General features: G+C 73.2%; 16 protein-coding genes. 4 read left to right on the top strand and 12 right to left on the bottom strand.

Annotation, left to right across the window (positions count from 1 at the left end; genetic code table 11):
• Positions 1 to 11: 11 nt before the first annotated feature.
• The 8 genes from BUE43_RS04545 to ssd form a co-directional block, all read right to left on the bottom strand.
• Positions 12 to 647: a bifunctional DNA primase/polymerase gene (locus BUE43_RS04545; RefSeq protein WP_073479974.1), complete on the bottom strand. Its 636-nt coding sequence runs from the start codon at positions 645 to 647 to the stop codon at positions 12 to 14.
• A gap of 790 nt (positions 648 to 1,437) precedes the next feature.
• The gene (locus BUE43_RS04540) at positions 1,438 to 1,767 is read right to left on the bottom strand and encodes an Rv3654c family TadE-like protein (protein ID WP_234995526.1); all 330 of its coding nucleotides are present in this window, start codon (positions 1,765 to 1,767) and stop codon (positions 1,438 to 1,440) included.
• 83 nt (positions 1,768 to 1,850) lie between these two features.
• Entirely contained in the window at positions 1,851 to 2,228 is a 378-nt protein-coding gene (locus BUE43_RS34955; protein WP_073480283.1) for a TadE family type IV pilus minor pilin, read from the bottom strand.
• Between the two features lie 128 nt (positions 2,229 to 2,356).
• Positions 2,357 to 2,548 carry a DUF4244 domain-containing protein gene (locus BUE43_RS04530; protein WP_073479972.1) on the bottom strand — a complete coding sequence of 64 codons (192 nt, stop codon included), beginning with the start codon at positions 2,546 to 2,548 and terminating at the stop codon, positions 2,357 to 2,359.
• 82 nt (positions 2,549 to 2,630) lie between these two features.
• Positions 2,631 to 3,356 carry a type II secretion system F family protein gene (locus BUE43_RS04525; RefSeq protein ID WP_073479971.1) on the bottom strand — a complete coding sequence of 242 codons (726 nt, stop codon included), beginning with the start codon at positions 3,354 to 3,356 and terminating at the stop codon, positions 2,631 to 2,633.
• On the bottom strand, positions 3,353 to 4,180 hold the full coding sequence (locus BUE43_RS04520) for a type II secretion system F family protein (protein WP_073479970.1): 828 nt from the start codon (positions 4,178 to 4,180) through the stop codon (positions 3,353 to 3,355). The genes BUE43_RS04525 and BUE43_RS04520 overlap by 4 nt, the downstream gene beginning before the upstream one ends.
• On the bottom strand, positions 4,174 to 5,361 hold the full coding sequence (locus BUE43_RS04515) for a TadA family conjugal transfer-associated ATPase (protein WP_073479969.1): 1,188 nt from the start codon (positions 5,359 to 5,361) through the stop codon (positions 4,174 to 4,176). Before BUE43_RS04515 ends, BUE43_RS04520 begins: the two co-directional genes overlap by 7 nt.
• Positions 5,358 to 6,440: a septum site-determining protein Ssd gene (gene ssd, locus BUE43_RS04510; RefSeq protein WP_073479968.1), complete on the bottom strand. Its 1,083-nt coding sequence runs from the start codon at positions 6,438 to 6,440 to the stop codon at positions 5,358 to 5,360. The genes BUE43_RS04515 and ssd overlap by 4 nt, the downstream gene beginning before the upstream one ends.
• Positions 6,441 to 7,014: 574 nt before the next feature.
• Here ssd and BUE43_RS04505 point away from each other — a divergent pair.
• The 4 genes from BUE43_RS04505 to BUE43_RS04490 all read left to right on the top strand — a co-directional run bounded on the left by BUE43_RS04505 (position 7,015) and on the right by BUE43_RS04490 (position 13,347).
• Positions 7,015 to 7,863: an HAD family hydrolase gene (locus BUE43_RS04505; protein ID WP_073479967.1), complete on the top strand. Its 849-nt coding sequence runs from the start codon at positions 7,015 to 7,017 to the stop codon at positions 7,861 to 7,863.
• Positions 7,864 to 8,565: 702 nt separating this feature from the next.
• Positions 8,566 to 10,314 (top strand): glycoside hydrolase family 3 protein, encoded by a 1,749-nt coding sequence (locus BUE43_RS04500; RefSeq protein ID WP_073480282.1) that lies wholly within the window; start codon positions 8,566 to 8,568, stop codon positions 10,312 to 10,314.
• Positions 10,315 to 10,318: 4 nt separating this feature from the next.
• Positions 10,319 to 11,587 carry an exo-beta-N-acetylmuramidase NamZ family protein gene (locus tag BUE43_RS04495; protein ID WP_234995524.1) on the top strand — a complete coding sequence of 423 codons (1,269 nt, stop codon included), beginning with the start codon at positions 10,319 to 10,321 and terminating at the stop codon, positions 11,585 to 11,587.
• Between the two features lie 8 nt (positions 11,588 to 11,595).
• Positions 11,596 to 13,347, top strand: a complete 1,752-nt coding sequence (locus BUE43_RS04490; protein WP_073479966.1) for a serine hydrolase domain-containing protein — start codon at positions 11,596 to 11,598, stop codon at positions 13,345 to 13,347.
• Here the strand turns inward: BUE43_RS04490 and BUE43_RS04485 are convergent.
• The 4 genes from BUE43_RS04485 to BUE43_RS04470 are packed head-to-tail and all read right to left on the bottom strand — an operon-like array spanning position 13,344 to position 16,483.
• Complete coding sequence (locus BUE43_RS04485) at positions 13,344 to 14,129, bottom strand: ESX secretion-associated protein EspG (protein WP_073479965.1); 786 nt, start codon at positions 14,127 to 14,129, stop codon at positions 13,344 to 13,346. The two genes, BUE43_RS04490 and BUE43_RS04485, sit on opposite strands and share 4 nt — an antisense overlap.
• Before the next feature lie 10 nt (positions 14,130 to 14,139).
• Positions 14,140 to 15,441 (bottom strand): hypothetical protein, encoded by a 1,302-nt coding sequence (locus BUE43_RS04480; protein ID WP_073479964.1) that lies wholly within the window; start codon positions 15,439 to 15,441, stop codon positions 14,140 to 14,142.
• Between the two features lie 24 nt (positions 15,442 to 15,465).
• On the bottom strand, positions 15,466 to 16,068 hold the full coding sequence (locus BUE43_RS04475) for a DUF3558 domain-containing protein (protein ID WP_073479963.1): 603 nt from the start codon (positions 16,066 to 16,068) through the stop codon (positions 15,466 to 15,468).
• A gap of 43 nt (positions 16,069 to 16,111) precedes the next feature.
• A complete protein-coding gene (locus BUE43_RS04470; RefSeq protein WP_143173930.1) occupies positions 16,112 to 16,483 on the bottom strand; it encodes a hypothetical protein in 372 nt (123 codons plus the stop codon).
• Positions 16,484 to 16,570 lie beyond the last annotated feature (87 nt).

Raw genomic sequence — 16,570 nt, 5'->3', positions numbered from 1 at the left:
CAACATCGTCATCAGGTCCTGCTGGCCGTCAGCGACCGGTCCGCGCCGGTGCTGTGCAACGCGGACAGCAGGGCGTCCCGCACCACGTCGATGTCCGGCAACTGCCAGCCGCACACCTGCGGCCTGACCCGCCAGTGCACCACGCCGTGCTGGAACGGCGAGGGCGGCAGCGGAATCCAACTCCCCCTGGCGTGCAGGGTGATGTCCTGGTGCTCGCCCAACCCGGACCGCAGAGCCCCGGAGTCGCGCCCCGAGCCCGGTTCCGACGCGATCAGGAACAACCACCGCCCGGTCGGGGTGGCGGCGATGGGCACCGGCACCCCTGCCGCGCGCAGAGCGGCCGCGGTCGCCCTGCCCAGTTCGCCGCCCACTTCCACCGCATCCACGACGAACCCGGTCGCGACCAGGAGGGTGTACGGCCGCCCACTCCACCACGAGGCGACCTGCTCGGGGTCGGTGCCGACGCGCTGGGCCCAGTCCTGGTGCACCGGCACCGGACCCTCGTTCCGCGCGCCGTCGCGGCCCTCCCACCGAAGTCCTGCCGGATAGGTGCCGGGCAGCACCGGCCAACCACGCCACGCCATCCCGATGGCCTCGGCGCGCAGCTCGATCCGGAACGCCCCGCGCCAACTATCCGACCACTCCATTGCCAGTCGCCTCCTCTGCTCCGGGGTGCCGTCCGGCGCCCTCACCCCACACAACGGCACCAGGAGTCCGATCAATAACTCCGCGTCGGCAACCGGTCGCTCCGGCACGGCGAACGCCGCCCCACCAGCCAGTCGACTGACAGGAGCCCGCACCACCCCCCGCCGTCCCCATCCCTCACCCAGCGCCGACCCTCACCGCTCATCGCCACCAAGCAACCGCTCATCGCGTTCTCCACCCACATGCCTCACTCCCCTCTCCCCAGCCCCACCCAAGCCCGCCTACCGCTCGCCTCGCGAAAGATCCACCGGGGGCGGCCGGCATGACGTTGGCCTGCCACAGATGCGCGTTCGTGCGCGCGTCAGCCCCGCTGACTGATCGTTTCTGCTGTGGTCGGCGGACTGGGATGAGGGCGCGCTGGGGTGGCCCCGTGGCTGGTGGCTGGGTTCTGCTGGGCCTGCCGGCCACGGGGCACCCTCGTTGGTTGTTCATGGTGGTGGGCATCGCCTCCTTTCTTGCCCGGAAGGGCCGGGCGTTGGTGGGTGGTGTGGAACGGCGTCCCCGTGCCCCGAAGCCCCCTCCGACCTGAGGCCGTTCCGGTCCCCGCGTCCCCTGGGTTCACCCCGCTGCCCCGGCAGCTCCCGTCGTCCTGTGACGGGGTGGCACCGTTGGTTGGTGATGTCGCTGCCGGGACTCGGACGACGGTGCTGTTGGGGGCACGCCGCCCGACGTGGAGCGCTCGGTCAGCCGCTGTGCCTACGGGGTGTTCCCGTCGGCACGCGCCTGCTCGGTTCATGCGGGGGCACGAGGTCCGGCTCGTGCTCTCGCGTTGGCGGCGGGGAAACCGCCGAGAGGCCCTGACGGGGCAGCTCGGATCTCGACCAGGGCGTCCCACTGCTCCAGACGGCAGTTCGTGACGTGGACACGCATGTTCTCGGCGATCCACCGCGCACGGTCGCATGCCGCGTCGACACCGGACAGCGCGTGGGCCGCTGCGGCCAGCGCTGCCAGGTCGGCCGCGCTTTCCGCTCGTCGTCGCGTGATCGTCGCCGCGCCGAATTGGGCGGCTACCGCTGTGATGAGCAGAAAGGCGAGCATGGCCGCGACTGCCAGCAAGGTCACCGAGCCTTGATCATTCGACTGGCGTTGTCGCCGCACTACTCGTCGGACGCTCCGGCCTGGAATCGCCGGAGAGGAAAGAGAAGTCATTTGGGTGCCTCCCGTTCGTTGGTGGCTCCGGGCTCCAGGACCGCATAGGCCTCGGCGCGGACTCGTACTCCTGGAAGCAGATGCGTTGGCTGGTGACTGACCTCGACCCGTACCGTCTCGCCCTCGACGTGGACCTCGACGTCGGCGTCCCGCGGAACGATGTGCCGAGCGGCTTCCGTCGCCCGAGTGGCTTCCCCGCGCGCGACGAGCCTGGCTGCTTCGCGGGCCGCGTCGGTACATCGCAGTTGCGTGATCACGGCGGTGATTCCGGCGAGGGCAAGGGCAAGAACGACGACCACGGTGCAGATCCCGATCGCGGCTTCGACCGTGACAGCTCCGCGATCGCCACGACCACATCGCCTCGCACGCCTCATGAACCAGCGCTGGCGCTGATGCCATAAGCCGAGCGTTGCCACACGTTCGCAGTCGAAGGCTGCCGTATCGTCGACGTTCGCGCGCCGAGGATGAGACGGAGTTCCGCGGTACTGCTGAGCCCGTCCCATCAGAAGTTCACCGACAACGCGCGGTTGATGAGTGACGTCAGCGCGGACATGATCCCGTCTCCTTTGACGATCGCGTAGAGGACCGCGGCGAACGCGGCCGCGGCGATGGTGCCGATCGCGTACTCGGCGGTGCTCATTCCGTCGTCACCCCTGGTCGTCGCCAGCACGCGACCGAGAATTCGTTGCAACATGAGGAACTCCTTTCCTGGCACCGGTGGTGCCGTGTTCTGTGCTGTTGTCTCCGCGATGTGCGGGGGTCGAGCGGCTCTCCCCTCACCAGGACTCCGCGAGGCGGCGGGCGAGGCCGAGCACGACCGGCACGACGCCGAGGCAGAGGAACGCCGGGAGGAAGCAGAGTCCGAGCGGGCCGGTGATGAGGACGCCGGCGCGTTGGGCGTGGGACTCCGCCGAGTCCTTGGCTTCTGCTCGGAGTTCGGCGGCCAGGAGCCGGGCGACGTCGGCCAGGGCGGAGCCCGAACGCGCGGTGCGGCGGGCCGCTCTGGCGAGTTGGGCGGTGTCGGGGTGGTCGAGGGCGGGTGCCCATGCCGCCACGGGGTCCGCACCCAGGGCGAGCAGTTCGGCCACCCTGCGGAGGACTGCGGCTGGCGCTGCGGGCAGACCGGTGAGGCAGGCCCGAACCGCGGCGGGCACGGGAAGACCGGCGGTGAGGGACGCCGCGAGGAGGTCCCAGCCGGCGGCGAGACGAGCTGGATCGGCGACGGCGGCGACGGCGCGGCGCTGGGCGCGGTGTCGCCAGCCGAGCAGCACGGCGACCGGGATGGTGAGCCCGAGCAACGTACCGAGCACACCGGGAACCAGGCCGGCCACCAGGAGCCCGAAGGTTCCGACGAGCGACATCGGCAGCCAGTTCAGCTGGCGAGGCGCGGTGGAAGGATGATCCGGTCTGAGGGCCACGAGCCGGGTGCGGGCGACAGCAGGGCCCGGCGCGGCGAGCAGCGCTGCCGCCAGGGTGGCGACCGCGGCGGACTGGGCTGTCATCGCTGTGCCGCCTTTCCGGTGAGTCGGGCGCTCCAGGTCAGGCCGGCGCAGATCAGGCAGGCGCCGATCGCGAGCAGCGCCTGACCCGCCGTGCTCGTGGTCAGCACGCTCCACGGGCTCGCGCCGACGGCTTCTCCGAGCAGGACTCCCAGCAACGGGAGGGCGGCCAGGACGGCGGCGGTGGCCCGAGGGCCCGCCATCCCGGCATGCACCTGCCGGGTGAACCGGACCCTGTGGTCGAGGTCCGCGCAGAGCGCGTCGACCAGGTCCGCCAGGGGAACTCCGAAGCGTTCGGACAGCGCCCAGGCGTTGGCGAGTCCCTCCAACGCGTCGCCGAAGACAGGGTGCTCGCCCGAGGCTGCGCGCAGGGCGAGGTTCATGTCACCGCCCAGACGGGAGGCAGCTGCGAGGGTGGTCAGCACGGTGGCGACCTGCGGGTCGGCGTCCGCCGTGGCTCCTTCGGCCGCCGTCGCGGGATGGGCTCCGGCGCGCAGTTCGGCGACGAGGAGCCGGAGCGCCCGGGCGAGGTTCGCGACAGCGGACACGCGTTGTGCTTCGGCGCGGCGTGCTCGCCATCGTGCCCACACGGTGCCGACCGTCACCGCACCGGCGACCGCGCCGCCCGGACCGGCGAGGAGCAGTCCCGCGAGCCCACCGAGCACGGTCAGCGACGGGGTGGAAAGAGGGACAGCCGCCGCACAGCGGCGAAGGAGTTGCTCCACACCTCCGTGCAGGGTTGATCGGAGGACCCGCAGCCGTCGACGCGCCGGGGTGGCGGGCCACACGAGAACGGCCATGACGAGCACGAGCGCGGCGGTCAGCATCCTGGGCTCACCCCTCGTGCCTCCAGGAGGGCGCCGAGGCGGTCTCGGCCAGGTCCCCACCCCGCGGAGCGGGTCCAGGCGGGGGTCACGCGAACCCAGTCACCGTCCCGTTCCAGCACCCCGATCGCCCCGAGCACGCGGCGGCCGTCGGGTTCGCGGCGCATGTGCATGACGAGTTGGAGAGCCGCGGCGAGTTGGCTGTGCAGAGCGGCACGCGGCAGACCGCCGAGAGCGGCCAGGGCTTCGAGCCGGGCTGGCACCTCCTCGGGCGAGTTCGCGTGCAACGTGCCGGCACCCCCGTCGTGGCCGGTGTTCAGGCAGGACAGGAGATCGATCACTTCCGCGCCGCGCACCTCGCCCACCACCAGGCGGTCGGGGCGCATCCGCAGCGCTTGGCGCACCAGTGCGCGCAACGTGACCTCGCCGACGCCCTCGACGTTCGGTGGTCGGGCGACCAGCCGCACCACGTGCGGGTGGTCCGGGTTGAGCTCACCGGCGTCCTCGACGCACACCACACGTTCCTGGTGCGACACGCAGCCCAGAAGCGTTCCCAACAGCGTGGTTTTTCCTGACCCGGTGCCCCCGACCACGAGGAAGGCCAGCCGAGCTCGAACCACCGAGCGCAGCAGGAAGGCCGTGGCGGGCTCGAACGTGCCCAGGCGGAGAAGTGAGTCGAGATCGTGGGTCGTGGGCCGGAGGACGCGCAGCGACAGGCAGGTTCCGTCGGCGGCGATCGGCGGGAGGACCGCGTGGAGCCGGACCGAGCCGACCGTCGCCGCGCCCGCGCCCGCCGTGGCCGGCAACCACCCGTCGACGAAGGGCTGGGCGTCGTCGAGACGTCGTCCGGCGGCCAGGGCGAGTCGTTGGGCCAGCCGGCGGACGGCGTCCTCGTCGGCGAACCGGACGCCGGGGACCCGGGACAGGCCGCCGCCCCGGTCCACCCAGACCTCGTTGGGCCCGCAGACGAGCACGTCGGTCGTGGCGGGGTCGCGCAGGAGGGGTTCGAGTGGCCCGGCTCCGACGAACTCCTGTTGCAGCAGACGGAGCGCGTCGAGCACGTCGGTGTCGCCGACCACGCCACCTGCTTCGGCGCGCACGGCGTCCGCGACGGTGGCCGGCGTGACCTCGACTCCTGACCCCGCGAGGCGGTGCCGCACCCGGTCGACCAGGTCACTGCTCATCGCGCACCTCCCGTGCCCGCCGTGTCGAGGGCGGAGAGGATCTTGTGCGCGGTGCGCGCCAACGGGCCGCGCGGTCGGTGCGGGAGGCGGCCGCGATCGAGGGCGGTGGCGAGTCCCGGCTCGGGGCGCATGGCGCTCAGGAGCGGGACGTCGAGCGTGTTCGCGACGTCCCGCACCGCGAGTCCGCCGGGCGCCGGGCCCCGGACGACGAGGCGGAGGTGGGCACCCCGCTCGGTCGCCATCCTGGCGACGGGTCCCGCCGCCGCGCAGGCGCGCACCTCGGCGGGCACGACGAGGATCGTCAGGTCAGCGCGGTCGAGGGCCGCCAACGCGGTCTCCGGCAGGTGCCGGGGCAGGTCGCAGACGACGGTCTCACCGGCCCGTCGGCCCGCCTCGACGACCGTGGCGACGGCGTCGGGTTCCGGCCCCGCCCCCTCGCGGTCGCAGGACAGGACGGTGAGCGGGGTGCCGTCGACGACGGTCGTCGGCAGTGCCGCGTGCAGTGAGGACGCCGCGACGCGACCACCGGTGAGCGCCAACTCGGGCCACCGCATCCCGTCCGTGTCCTCGACGCCGAGGACGAGGTCCAGACCACCGCCCAGGGGGTCGCAGTCGACCAGCAGGGTCCGCTGGGCCCGACGGGCCGAGGCGAGCGCGACGGCGGAGGCGAGCACCGACGCGCCGCCGCCGCCTCGTCCGCCGAGCACGGTGAGCACCCGCCCGGCCACCGGCCCCGGTGACTCCTGGGCGTCGGCGAAGGCGCTGACCAGCCACTGCTCCGCCGCGGGCAGGGCGAGCACCTTCTCCGCGCCCACCGCGACCGCGGCCCGCCACACCTGGGGTGGTGGCTCGCCGAGGCAGACCACCAGGACGCCGCCCCGCCGCGGCATCGCGGCGGACGCGCAGCACGCGGCGGCGTTCTCGTCCAACACCACGAGCGGCGCCGCCGCCCACCGCCGTCGGGCCGCCTCGGCGTCGGGAGCCCGCTCCAGTTCGCACCCCGCCGCCGCGGCCAGCCGCAGCAGGTCGTCCAGCAGGTCGCCGTCGTCGGTCAGGACGAGCGGCCTGGTCGCGTCCATGTGATCCCCCCGGATCGGTCCCCGCGCACCACGGCCGCGAACCCTCGTCCGCGCCGGACCGCACGTGCGCCGAAATCACGGTGGACCGCCGGTCCCGCGCCGCCAACCACACAAGATCAACTTGTGGACAACTGGAGCACCTGTGGACAACTCCGCGCCCGTTGGAGTGGCCTTGCCGCTTTCTGTCAGTGCGGTCCGGCAAGATCGAGCGGGGAGGTCTCGCCTTCGTCGGCGCGACGCTCCGATCCGAGGGGAGGGCGGCGAACAGGAAGCAGACCCGACAGCCCGCACAGGAGTCGCCCAGCCGAGTGGAGACCTCGCCGAGCCGGGCGAAGGAGCCTCGCGGCGAGTGGCCGAAAGGCCAGGTCCTCGCCCGGAAGGGGGCGGGAGAACCACCCCGGACATGGGACGACCCCCGCCAGGGGGGAGGGACGGGGGTCGCCGGAGTTCAGCCCCGGGGGGTCGAGCTGAACCCGTCCGGTGGAACACCGGACGCTTCTACTGTATCCCTCCGCTGCCGGGTGACGCCTCCCGTCCGTTCGAGGGACGCGCGGAAAGGTGGTCACCCACACCTATGCTGGGCGGCGTGACCGACGTCAGCAGCGATCCCGCGCCGGCGACCGGCGGTCGGGTCGCGGCGTTCTTCGACCTGGACAAGACGGTCATCGCCAAGTCCAGCACGCTCGCCTTCAGCCGCCCCTTCCTCCAGGAAGGCCTCATCAACCGGCGGGCCGTGCTCAAGAGCGCGTACGCGCAGTTCGTGTTCATGCTCGCCGGCGCCGACGCCGACCAGACGGACCGGATGCGCGCCCACCTCACCTCCCTGTGCGCGGGCTGGGACGTCGAGCAGGTGCGGTCCGTCGTCGAGGAGACCCTGCACGACATCGTCGACCCGCTGGTCTACAAGGAGGCGGCGCAGCTCGTCGCCGAGCACCGGGAGCAGGGTCACGACGTGGTTGTCGTGTCCTCCTCGGGCGAGGAGATCGTCGCCCCCATCGCGCAGATGGTCGGCGCGACGCACAGCGTCGGCACCCGCATGGTGGTGGAGAACGGCCGGTACACCGGTGGCGTCGACTTCTACTGCCACGGCGAGGGCAAGGCCGACGCGATCCGCGAGCTGGCCGCCGAGCGGGGGTACGACCTGGCCGGGTGTCACGCCTACTCCGACTCCGCCGTCGACCTGCCCCTGCTGGAGGCGGTGGGCCACCCGACCGCCGTCAACCCCGACCGGGGGCTCCGCAAGGTGGCCGTGCAGCGCGGGTGGCCCGTGCTGGCCTTCTCCCACCCCGTGTCGTTGCGGGCGCGGATCCCCACTCCCTCGGGCGCTGCCGTCGCGGCCGCCGCCGCGGTGGGACTGGGCGCGGTGGCCGCCGCGGGCGTGGCCTGGTTCGGCCTGCGCCGCCGGCGCCGCGGCGACGACTGACCGCACGCCACCCGGCGTCGCGCATCCCGCCTCCGCTGGCCTCGGCTACTCCGCCGACGGTCGACGTCAGGAGGTCGACGGAGCGGCGCACCGCTCACCCTGCGTTCCTGTACCGGTGCACACGTCCGAGCCCTTGATGTGACGGCCGACACGGATTACAAAGGAGGTGCGGACAACCTGAAGGCCAGGGGCGATGCGAGGAGAAGCACCGCCCACCCCCGAAGGGCTCCGCGCGCGAGTGCCGGGCACCCACGCCGAGCACGCCGCGGGAGGCTTGTCGACAAGGGGCTGCGTATCGGGACGCCGGACGCCGAGCCCTGGAAGTACGACACGAGTGCACGCCTGGTAACCCGCACGCTCGCGCTGACTGGCGGCGCCCCCGGACCATCCGGTGGGCGCCGTCGTCGCGTCCGGGGCCGGCCGCCGAATCCGGTGCGCGCCCCGCTTCTCCTCCCGGTTCCCGCCCACCGCATCGGGCCGTTCGCCCCGTGTCCTCTTACTGGCGGTTGCCCGGATGCCGATGGCCTCGCCAAGGTGGTCCTGGAACTTCCCGCGCCAGTGGCGACGCTCCGCTGATCGGTCGTTGACCCACTTCCGCGATGTGAGTAACTTCCAGGGGTTACCTGGCAGTTGGTGAAGAGTTCCCGGGAGGCAACCGTGGTCAGCCCGACCAGACGCCGCGTCCTGACCACGGTGGTCGCCATGGCCCTCGCCGGAAGCCTCACCGCCTCCTCCGAGGCCCAGCCGCCCACGTCGGGAGTTCAGGGCGCGTCGTGGTGGGCCAACGCGGTCCTGCGGCGCATGTCCCTGGAGGAGAAGGTCGGCCAGCTCTTCGTCACCTACGCCTACGGCAGCGGGGCCGACAGCCGGCACCCCAAGAACCAGGCGGAGTTCGGCGTCGACACCCCGGCGGAGGTGGTGCGGCGCTACCACCTCGGCGGGGTCATCTACTTCTCGTGGACCGACAGCCTCGCCGACCCGAAGCAGGTGGCGGGGCTGTCCAACGGCCTCCAGCGCGCCGCGCTCACCTCGGGCGCCGGCGTCCCCCTGCTGATCTCGACGGACCAGGAGCACGGCGTCGTCGCCCGGTTCGGTCCGCCGGCGACCCAGTTTCCCGGCAACATGGCGTTGGGCGCGACCCGGAGCCCCGACGTCGCGCGGAAGGCGGCCAGGATCGCCGGCGCCGAGCTGCGCGCGGTCGGCGTCAACCAGAACTACGCGCCGGTCGCGGACGTCAACACGAACCCCGCCAACCCGGTGATCGGCGTGCGCTCGTTCTCGTCCGACCCCGAGCTCGCGGCGCGGATGGTGGCCGCGCAGGTGCGGGGGTACGAGGGCGAGGGGCGCCCGGAGCGCGGCGTCTCCGCCACCGTCAAGCACTTCCCCGGCCACGGCGACACCAACGTCGACAGCCACAGCGGGCTGCCGGTGATCCACCACGACCGCGAGCAGTGGCGCCGGCTGGACGCGCCGCCGTTCCGCGCCGCCATCGACCAGGGCGCGGACATGATCATGAGCGCGCACATCGTGGTCCCGAAGCTCGACGACTCGCAGGAGCCCGCCACGGTCTCGCGGAAGGTCCTCACCGGGATCCTCCGCGAGGAGTTGGGTTTCCGCGGTGTCGTCATCACGGACTCGCTGCAGATGGACGCGGTCCGCAAGCGGTACCCCGACGCCGAACTCGCGGTGCGCGCCCTGGAGGCCGGCGCTGACCAGCTGCTGATGCCGCAGAACCTGCGCGCCGCCTACGACGGGGTCCTCGCCGCGGTGCGCGACGGCCGTCTCAGCGAGCGCCGGATCGACGAGAGCGTGCGTCGGGTCCTCACGATGAAGTACAACCGGGGTATCACGCGTCACCCGTTCGTCGACGAGACCGCGGTGGACCGGAAGGTCGGCACCCGGGAGCACCTGGCGGCCGCCCAGGAGATCGCGGACCGGACGACGACCGCCCTGCGCAACGACGACAACCTGCTGCCCCTGCGCGACAAGCCCGGTCGCGTCCTGGTGACCGGGTGGGGTGAGGCCACGACGACCGCCCTGGCCGAGAAGATCTCCGCGCGCGGCCCGGCGACCACCCGCCTGGCGACGGGCGCGAAGCCGAACCCGAAGGCGATCGACGAGGCGGTCGCCGCGGCCGGGAACCACGACCTCACCGTCGTGCTCACCAGCCGGGCCTGGGACGACGCCCCGCAGCAGGAGCTCGTCCGCCGGCTCGCCGAGTCGGGCCGGCCCGTGGTCGCGGTCGCGGTCCGCGACCCGTACGACGCCGCCTACGTCGAGCAGGCGCGCACCTGGCTGACGACCTACTCCCACAGCCAGGCCGCGATGGAGTCGCTGACGAAGGTGCTGTTCGGCGAGACGTCGCCGCGGGGCAAGTTGCCGGTGACCGTTCCCGTCCCCGGGAAGCCGGACACCGCCCGGTTCCCGTTCGGGCACGGCCTGAGCTGGTGACCCCGTGACGGGCGGCCTGACCAGACGGGGCTTCCTCGCCACGTCCCTCGCCGCGGGGCCGGTTCTCGCCGGCGGCGCCGCCAGCGCCTCGGCGGAACCGCGCTGGCCGTGGCCGGTCTCCACGGGGGCGGACGTGCTGGCCGCCGAGGGGTGGCGGCGCCTGGCCGGCCAGCGGGTCGGCGTGGTGACCAACCCGACCGGTGTTCTCCGCGACCTGCGCCACGTCGTCGACGCCATGCACGACAGCGGCGACGTGCGGGTGACGGCGGTGTTCGGCCCCGAGCACGGCTTCCGGGGCACCGCCCAGGCCGGCGGCTCCGAGGGCGACTACCAGGACCCGCGCACGCGGATTCCCGTCTACGACGCCTACGGCGTCAGCCCGGACAAGTTGGCCGCCATGTTCCGGAAGGCCGACGTCGAGGTGGTCGTCTTCGACATCGCGGACGTCGGCGCGCGGTTCTACACCTACGTCTGGACGATGTACGCCGCGATGCGGGCGGCCGTGGCGACCGGGGTCCGCTTCGTCGTGCTGGACCGGCCGAACCCGTTGGGCGGCGAGGCGCACGGTCCGCAACTCGACCCGAAGTTCGCTTCCGGTGTGGGGCGCAAGCCGATCACGCAACAACACGGGATGACGACCGGCGAGCTGGCCCGGCTGTTCGACGCGGAGTTCCTCCCCGGTGACGCCGGCGGACGACTGTCCTCTTTGGACATCGTCCGCGTCCGCGGCTGGCGCAGGAACACCCGGTTCGGCGAGACCGGGTTGAGCTGGGTGCCCCCCAGCCCCAACATGCCCACGGCCGACACGGCGCTCGTCTACCCCGGCACCTGCCTGTTCGAGGGCACGTCGTTCTCCGAGGGCCGGGGCACGACCCGCCCGTTCGAGACGGTGGGCGCGCCGAAGGTCGACTGGCGGTGGGCGGAGGACCTCAACGCGCTCCGCCTGCCCGGTGTGCTGTTCCGCGAGACGTACTTCGTGCCGACCTTCGGCAAGCACGAGAAGCAGACCTGCGGGGGCGTGCAGCTCCACCTCACCGACCGGCGCGCGTTCGACGCCGTCCGCACCGGGGTGGCCATGATCGTGACGGCCCGCCGGCGCTACCCGGAGCTCTTCTCCTGGCGCGCGGACAACTGGATCGACCGGCTGTCGGGCTCCGACCGGCTCCGCCACCAGGTGGACGCCGGCGCCGACGTCGACGAGGTGGTGGGCTCCTGGGACGCGGAGCTGTCGGCCTTCCGCCGTCAGCGGGAACGCCACCTGCTCTACCGGTGAGGAGTGCGATGCGTCGTCTTGTCTCCGTCCTGGTCGCTCTCCTGGCCCTGGCGTCCGGCTCGGCCGCCGCCGAGCCCACGCCCGAGACCGGCGGTCCCGCCGGCCGGTTCGACCGGCCCCGCCACGGCTTCGCGTCCCCGCGCACGGTCCTGCGGGACGGGACGCCGGAGCAGGTCGGGCTGGACGCGGGGCCGCTGGACGCCGCGCTCGCCGACGTGCGGGCGTGGACGGAGGGGCCGGGGCGCCCGCTGTTCTCCGGCGCGGTGACCCTGCTCGCCCACGACGGAGTGGTCGTGCGTCGCGACTCGGCGGGGTACGCGGTGCGCTACGCCGGGCTCCGCGCCGACGGGAGCGGGCAGGAGCTCCCGAGGGAACAGTGGGTTCCGACCGGCGTCGACACCATCTACGACCTGGCCTCGATCTCCAAGCTGTTCACCTCGATCGTCGTGATGCAGCAGGTCGAGGCGGGCCGGATCCGGGTCGAGGCCCCGGTGAGCCGGTACCTGCCCGAGTTCGCCGCCAACGGCAAGGGCGCGGTGACCGTCCGGCAGCTGCTCACCCACACCTCCGGGCTGGAGCCGTTCCTGCCGCTCTGGCGCGACTGGCCGGACAAGCCCTCCCGCGTCCGCGCGGTGCTGGAGGCGAAACCCCAGGCGGAGCCGGGGAAGAAGTACGTCTACTCCGACCTGAACCTGATCACGCTGGGCGTGCTCGCGGAGCGCGTCTCCGGCTCCGACCTGGACTCTCTGGTGCGCCGGGGGATCACCGAGCCGCTGGGGATGCGGGACACCGGGTACAACCCGCCCGCCTCGGTGCGGCACCGCGTCGCGGCCACGGAGTTCACGACCACCCCGCCGCGGGGCGTCGTGCGGGGCGAGGTGCACGACGAGAACGCGTGGTCGTTGGGCGGCGTCGCCGGGCACGCGGGGATCTTCGCCACGGCCGACGACCTCGCGGTCCTCGGGCAGACGATCCTCAACGGCGGCAGCTACCGGGGTCGGCGCGTCCTGCGCCCGGACACGGTCCGCCGCATGCTGGCCAACTACAACTCCCCGTTCCCGGACAACGCCCACGGGCTCGGCTTCGAGCTGGACCAGCGCTGGTACATGGACGGCCTGTCCGGCCCGCGCACCGCGGGGCACACCGGGTTCACCGGCACGTCGCTCGTGATCGACCCGGTGTCCCGGTCGGTCGCCGTGCTGCTGACCAACCGCGTCCACCCGAGCCGGAACTGGGGGAGCGTCAACCCGGCGCGCCAGGCGGTGGCCAGGGGGCTGGCACAGGCGATGGCCGTCCGTCCCGTCGCGGGCGACGAGGCGTGGTTCTCCGGGGTGGGCGACCAGCGGACCGCGACGCTGCGCACGCCGCCCATGCCGGTGCGGTCCGGCCCCGTTTCCGTGTGCTTCAACGCCTTCGTCGACACCGAGCCCACCGACACGCTGACGCTTGAGTCCAGTGTGGACGGTGGTTCGAGCTGGACGGCGGTGCCGGTCAGCGCCCGCGGCCCCGGCGCCCCGGCCGACGAGCGGCCCGGCCTGGCCGGAGCCGGACACCGGCGGTGGTGGACCGTCCGCGCCGAACTCCACCCCACCGGCCGGGAACTCCTGCTGCGCTGGCGCTACACCACCGACCAGAGGTACTCCGGCCGCGGCGTCTACCTCGACGACCTGCGGGTCGAGGACGAGCGGGGCGTCCTGTTCGACGACGAGCGGGAGCCCGGCCGGCTCACCGCGGGCGGGTGGCGGCCGGCCGGGCGTTAGCGTCCGGAGCTCGCGGCGCGGATCAGCTCGTTGACCCGCTCGGTCAGCCGGTTGCGGTCGCCGGGCGCGAGAGTGAACCACCGCCGCCCGTCACCCGCCGGCTTGTGCTGGACGAGGTAGCGCCCCTCGGTGGTGTCGATGAAGTCGACGGTGAAGGGCACCCTCGTGGTGCGGCCGGTGACGTAGTCGAAGCTCTTCGCCCCGAACTGACCCCCGCGCAGCCGCTGGGCCGACAGCACCTGCGCGAGGTGCTGGGCGTCCTCCTGGCGCAGCCCCACGGAGGTGAAACCGGCCGCCATCGCGTTGGCCGACCCCGCGGACCGTCGAACGACGTCCTCCAGCGCGTCGGTGGCCGCCGTGACCGACACGCCCCGTCCGGCCGGGGCCTCCGGCACGAGGCCGACGAGGGTCCGCGCGGCCGACGGCGCGTAGAGCCGCTCCAGCACGAACTCGTCGCCCAGGACGGCGCCGAGGACGGCCTGGTCGCCGTGCATGCCCACGACGGCGGCCCGCTCCTCGTCCGGGCGCTCCCCGAAGACCACGTGCAGGCCGACCGGGGGCCGGGAGAGCAGGTGGAGCGCGTCCTCGACGAACGCGTCCAGCGCACCCGGCCGCCCCAGGCCCCGTTCCTGGATCTCCGCCCAGCCGCGCCGGAGCAGTTCCGCCCGCTCGTCCAGGGTCGCGCCGTGCGAGGGCACCTCCAGCAACGCCGGCAGCCTGATCCGCAGGTGCTCGCGGAGCGCGTCCGCGGCCAGCAGGGACAGCGTGATCCTCCCGTTCACCCCTGACCCCTCAGCCACCGATCACGGGCGGCGCGACCTTCGTGCCGTCGTCGTAGATGTCCTCCATCTCGACGAGGTAGTCGGGCCGCTTGTGCTCCTTGTCCTCCCCGCCCTGGCCGCGGGAGCCGTGGCCTCCCGCGCCGCCGGCCGGGCCCGACGCGCCGGGACGGCCGCCGCCGGCCGCGCCGTTGCGGGCGTTGTCCTCCGGGCCGAAACCGCCGACGCCCGACGCGCCGCCCGGCCCCATGCCGCCCCGCGCCCCGAGGTCACCGGCGCCGCCGCCCATCGGGCCGAAGCCACCGGGACCGCGGCCGCCGACGCCACCGGGGCCGAAGCCCGCGCGACCACCGGGGCCGCCCGGCCCGAAACCGCCGCGCCCGCCGTTGGGCACCGGACCGCGGCCGGCAGCCGGGCCGGGGGTGTTGCGGCCGGCGCCGGGGCCGGTCGGACCCGTCGGCAGCGGCAGGGGGCGCATCGGGTTGGGCCGCGGAGCGGGCGTCGGCTTCGGGTACGGGCCGCCGCCGCCCGTGGGGGGCATCGGCAGCGGCATCGGGGGCTTCGGCGTGGGCAGCGGGTTTCCGCCGCCCCCACCACCCCCGCCGTTGTAGGGCGGCTGGGGCAAGTGCCCGCCGTTGCCCGGCGGCACCTGCGACGGCGCGGTGAAGGTCGGGTTGACGGTGGCGGGCGGCTGGGACGTGGTCGAGCCGCTGCTCCCCACCGACGAGCCGCTCTCGTAGTCGCCGTTCCACGTCGGGTTCTGGCCGCCCGACGGGACGTCGACCGCGAAGGCCATCGGGGGCGGCGGCTCGAACGTCGGCATCGACGAGAGGTTGGCGTTGGTGCTGTTCTCGTAGGTCTCCATGACCTTGCGGGCCTGCTCGGTCCGCTCGTCGTACTGGGCCTTCTCCAGCTCGTGGTTGACCAGCCCGGGCAGGGTGACCGCCTCGTACCACTTGAGCGAGGGCTTGTCCATCTTCTCCGGGAGGCTGGTCATCGCCGTGACCCGGTGGCCGCCCTGCTCCTGCACCGCGTTCGCGGTCATGTCGGCGTAGCCCTTGCACGCCTCGGCGTACTGGGCCAGCGGCTGCATCGCCTGCTGCTGGGCGTCGGCCGCCGCGCCGTCCTGCACGACCCGCGCCTGCTTCAGCGACGCGTCGATGTACTGGCCGATCGCCTCGAACTCGGCGGCGACGTCCTTCCAGTCCTGGACCTTGTCCCCGAAGCTGGTCTCGCCGTCCTTGACCTGGTAGAGGTCGTCGAGCTGCTTGGCCTGCCAGTTGACGTTCGTCCGGTCGAGCCCCAAGTCACCCATCGGTGCCCCCAATCACTTCCCAGCTCACTTCCCAGCCGGCAGGCCGGCGATCACTGCTTCCGCCACGAGCCTGGCCTTCTCACACGGGTTGGCGCGGTCGCTGGTCGGGCGCAGGTTGCTGACCACCACCGCCTGCGTGTCCGCCACCCCGGCGTAGACGGCGCACTCGACGTCGGACTCGACGTCGTTGGCGAACACGGCCGGGTGCCCACCCGCCAGGGTGACCGGCCGGAAGTCCCGGAACCGGGACTTCTGCTTGTAGACCTCGGACAGCCCCTGCCGCCCGGTGTCCGCGAAGACCGACACACCCGCGCCGTTCGGCCCCCGCCACCGGCAGGGCTTGAACGAGGGGTCGGACAGCGGCTGTCCGGGCGGCGTGAAGCCGAGCCGGGTGGCCGCGTCCGGTTTGAGCAGGTCACACGGCGCGACGCCGCTCGCGTCCCTCGGGTCGCCCACCGGGGGCGCCAACCGCTCCCCGGACGGCGTCGACGTTCCGGGCGCCGAGGTGGCGCTGGTGGTCCCGTCCGCGGGACGCGCCTGCCCCTCCTGGCCGCCGCCGCACCCGGTCAACGCGGCCAGGAGGGCCACCCCGGCGACGGCGACGCTGATCCTCGTCCTCTGCCTCATGCCTTCAGCTCACGTCTCGGATCCCGGTGGCCGTGGGGCCGGATCACGTGTAGGGGTCGACCCAGGGCTTGGGACCCTCGTACGGCCGCGCGTGGTAGGTGTTGAGCTCCTCGGCGGTCATGTGGGTCCTGATGGTCTCGTTCATCGCGTTGACCGCGTCGTCGATCGCCTTCAGGTACGCGGCGGTGGCGGTGGCCAGGGAGCCCTGGGCGGAGTCCGTGGCGAGCCGCCGCAGCTGGTTCTTGGCGTTGACGCTGACCTCGTCTTTGCCCGGGTCGCCGGCGTAGGCCAGGTTGTTGATCTTCCCGCGCAGGACCTGGAGCTGGTTCCGCGCCTCCTCCAGGTCCTTCACGACCTGCGGCGCGCGCGCGAGGTCGATCCGGAAGTGCCCGCCGCCGCCCATTCCACCGCTCATAACCGTCCCCCTGGCGAGGTTCACCCATACGGCCGGCACATCATGCCGCACCAGTCGCAGATGCAACGACCGTTCTGGCCAACTTGT

The sequence above is a fragment of the Streptoalloteichus hindustanus genome, from assembly GCF_900129375.1.
GTDB lineage: Bacteria > Actinomycetota > Actinomycetes > Mycobacteriales > Pseudonocardiaceae > Streptoalloteichus > Streptoalloteichus hindustanus.
This window is presented reverse-complemented; position numbering and strand designations above follow the sequence as displayed.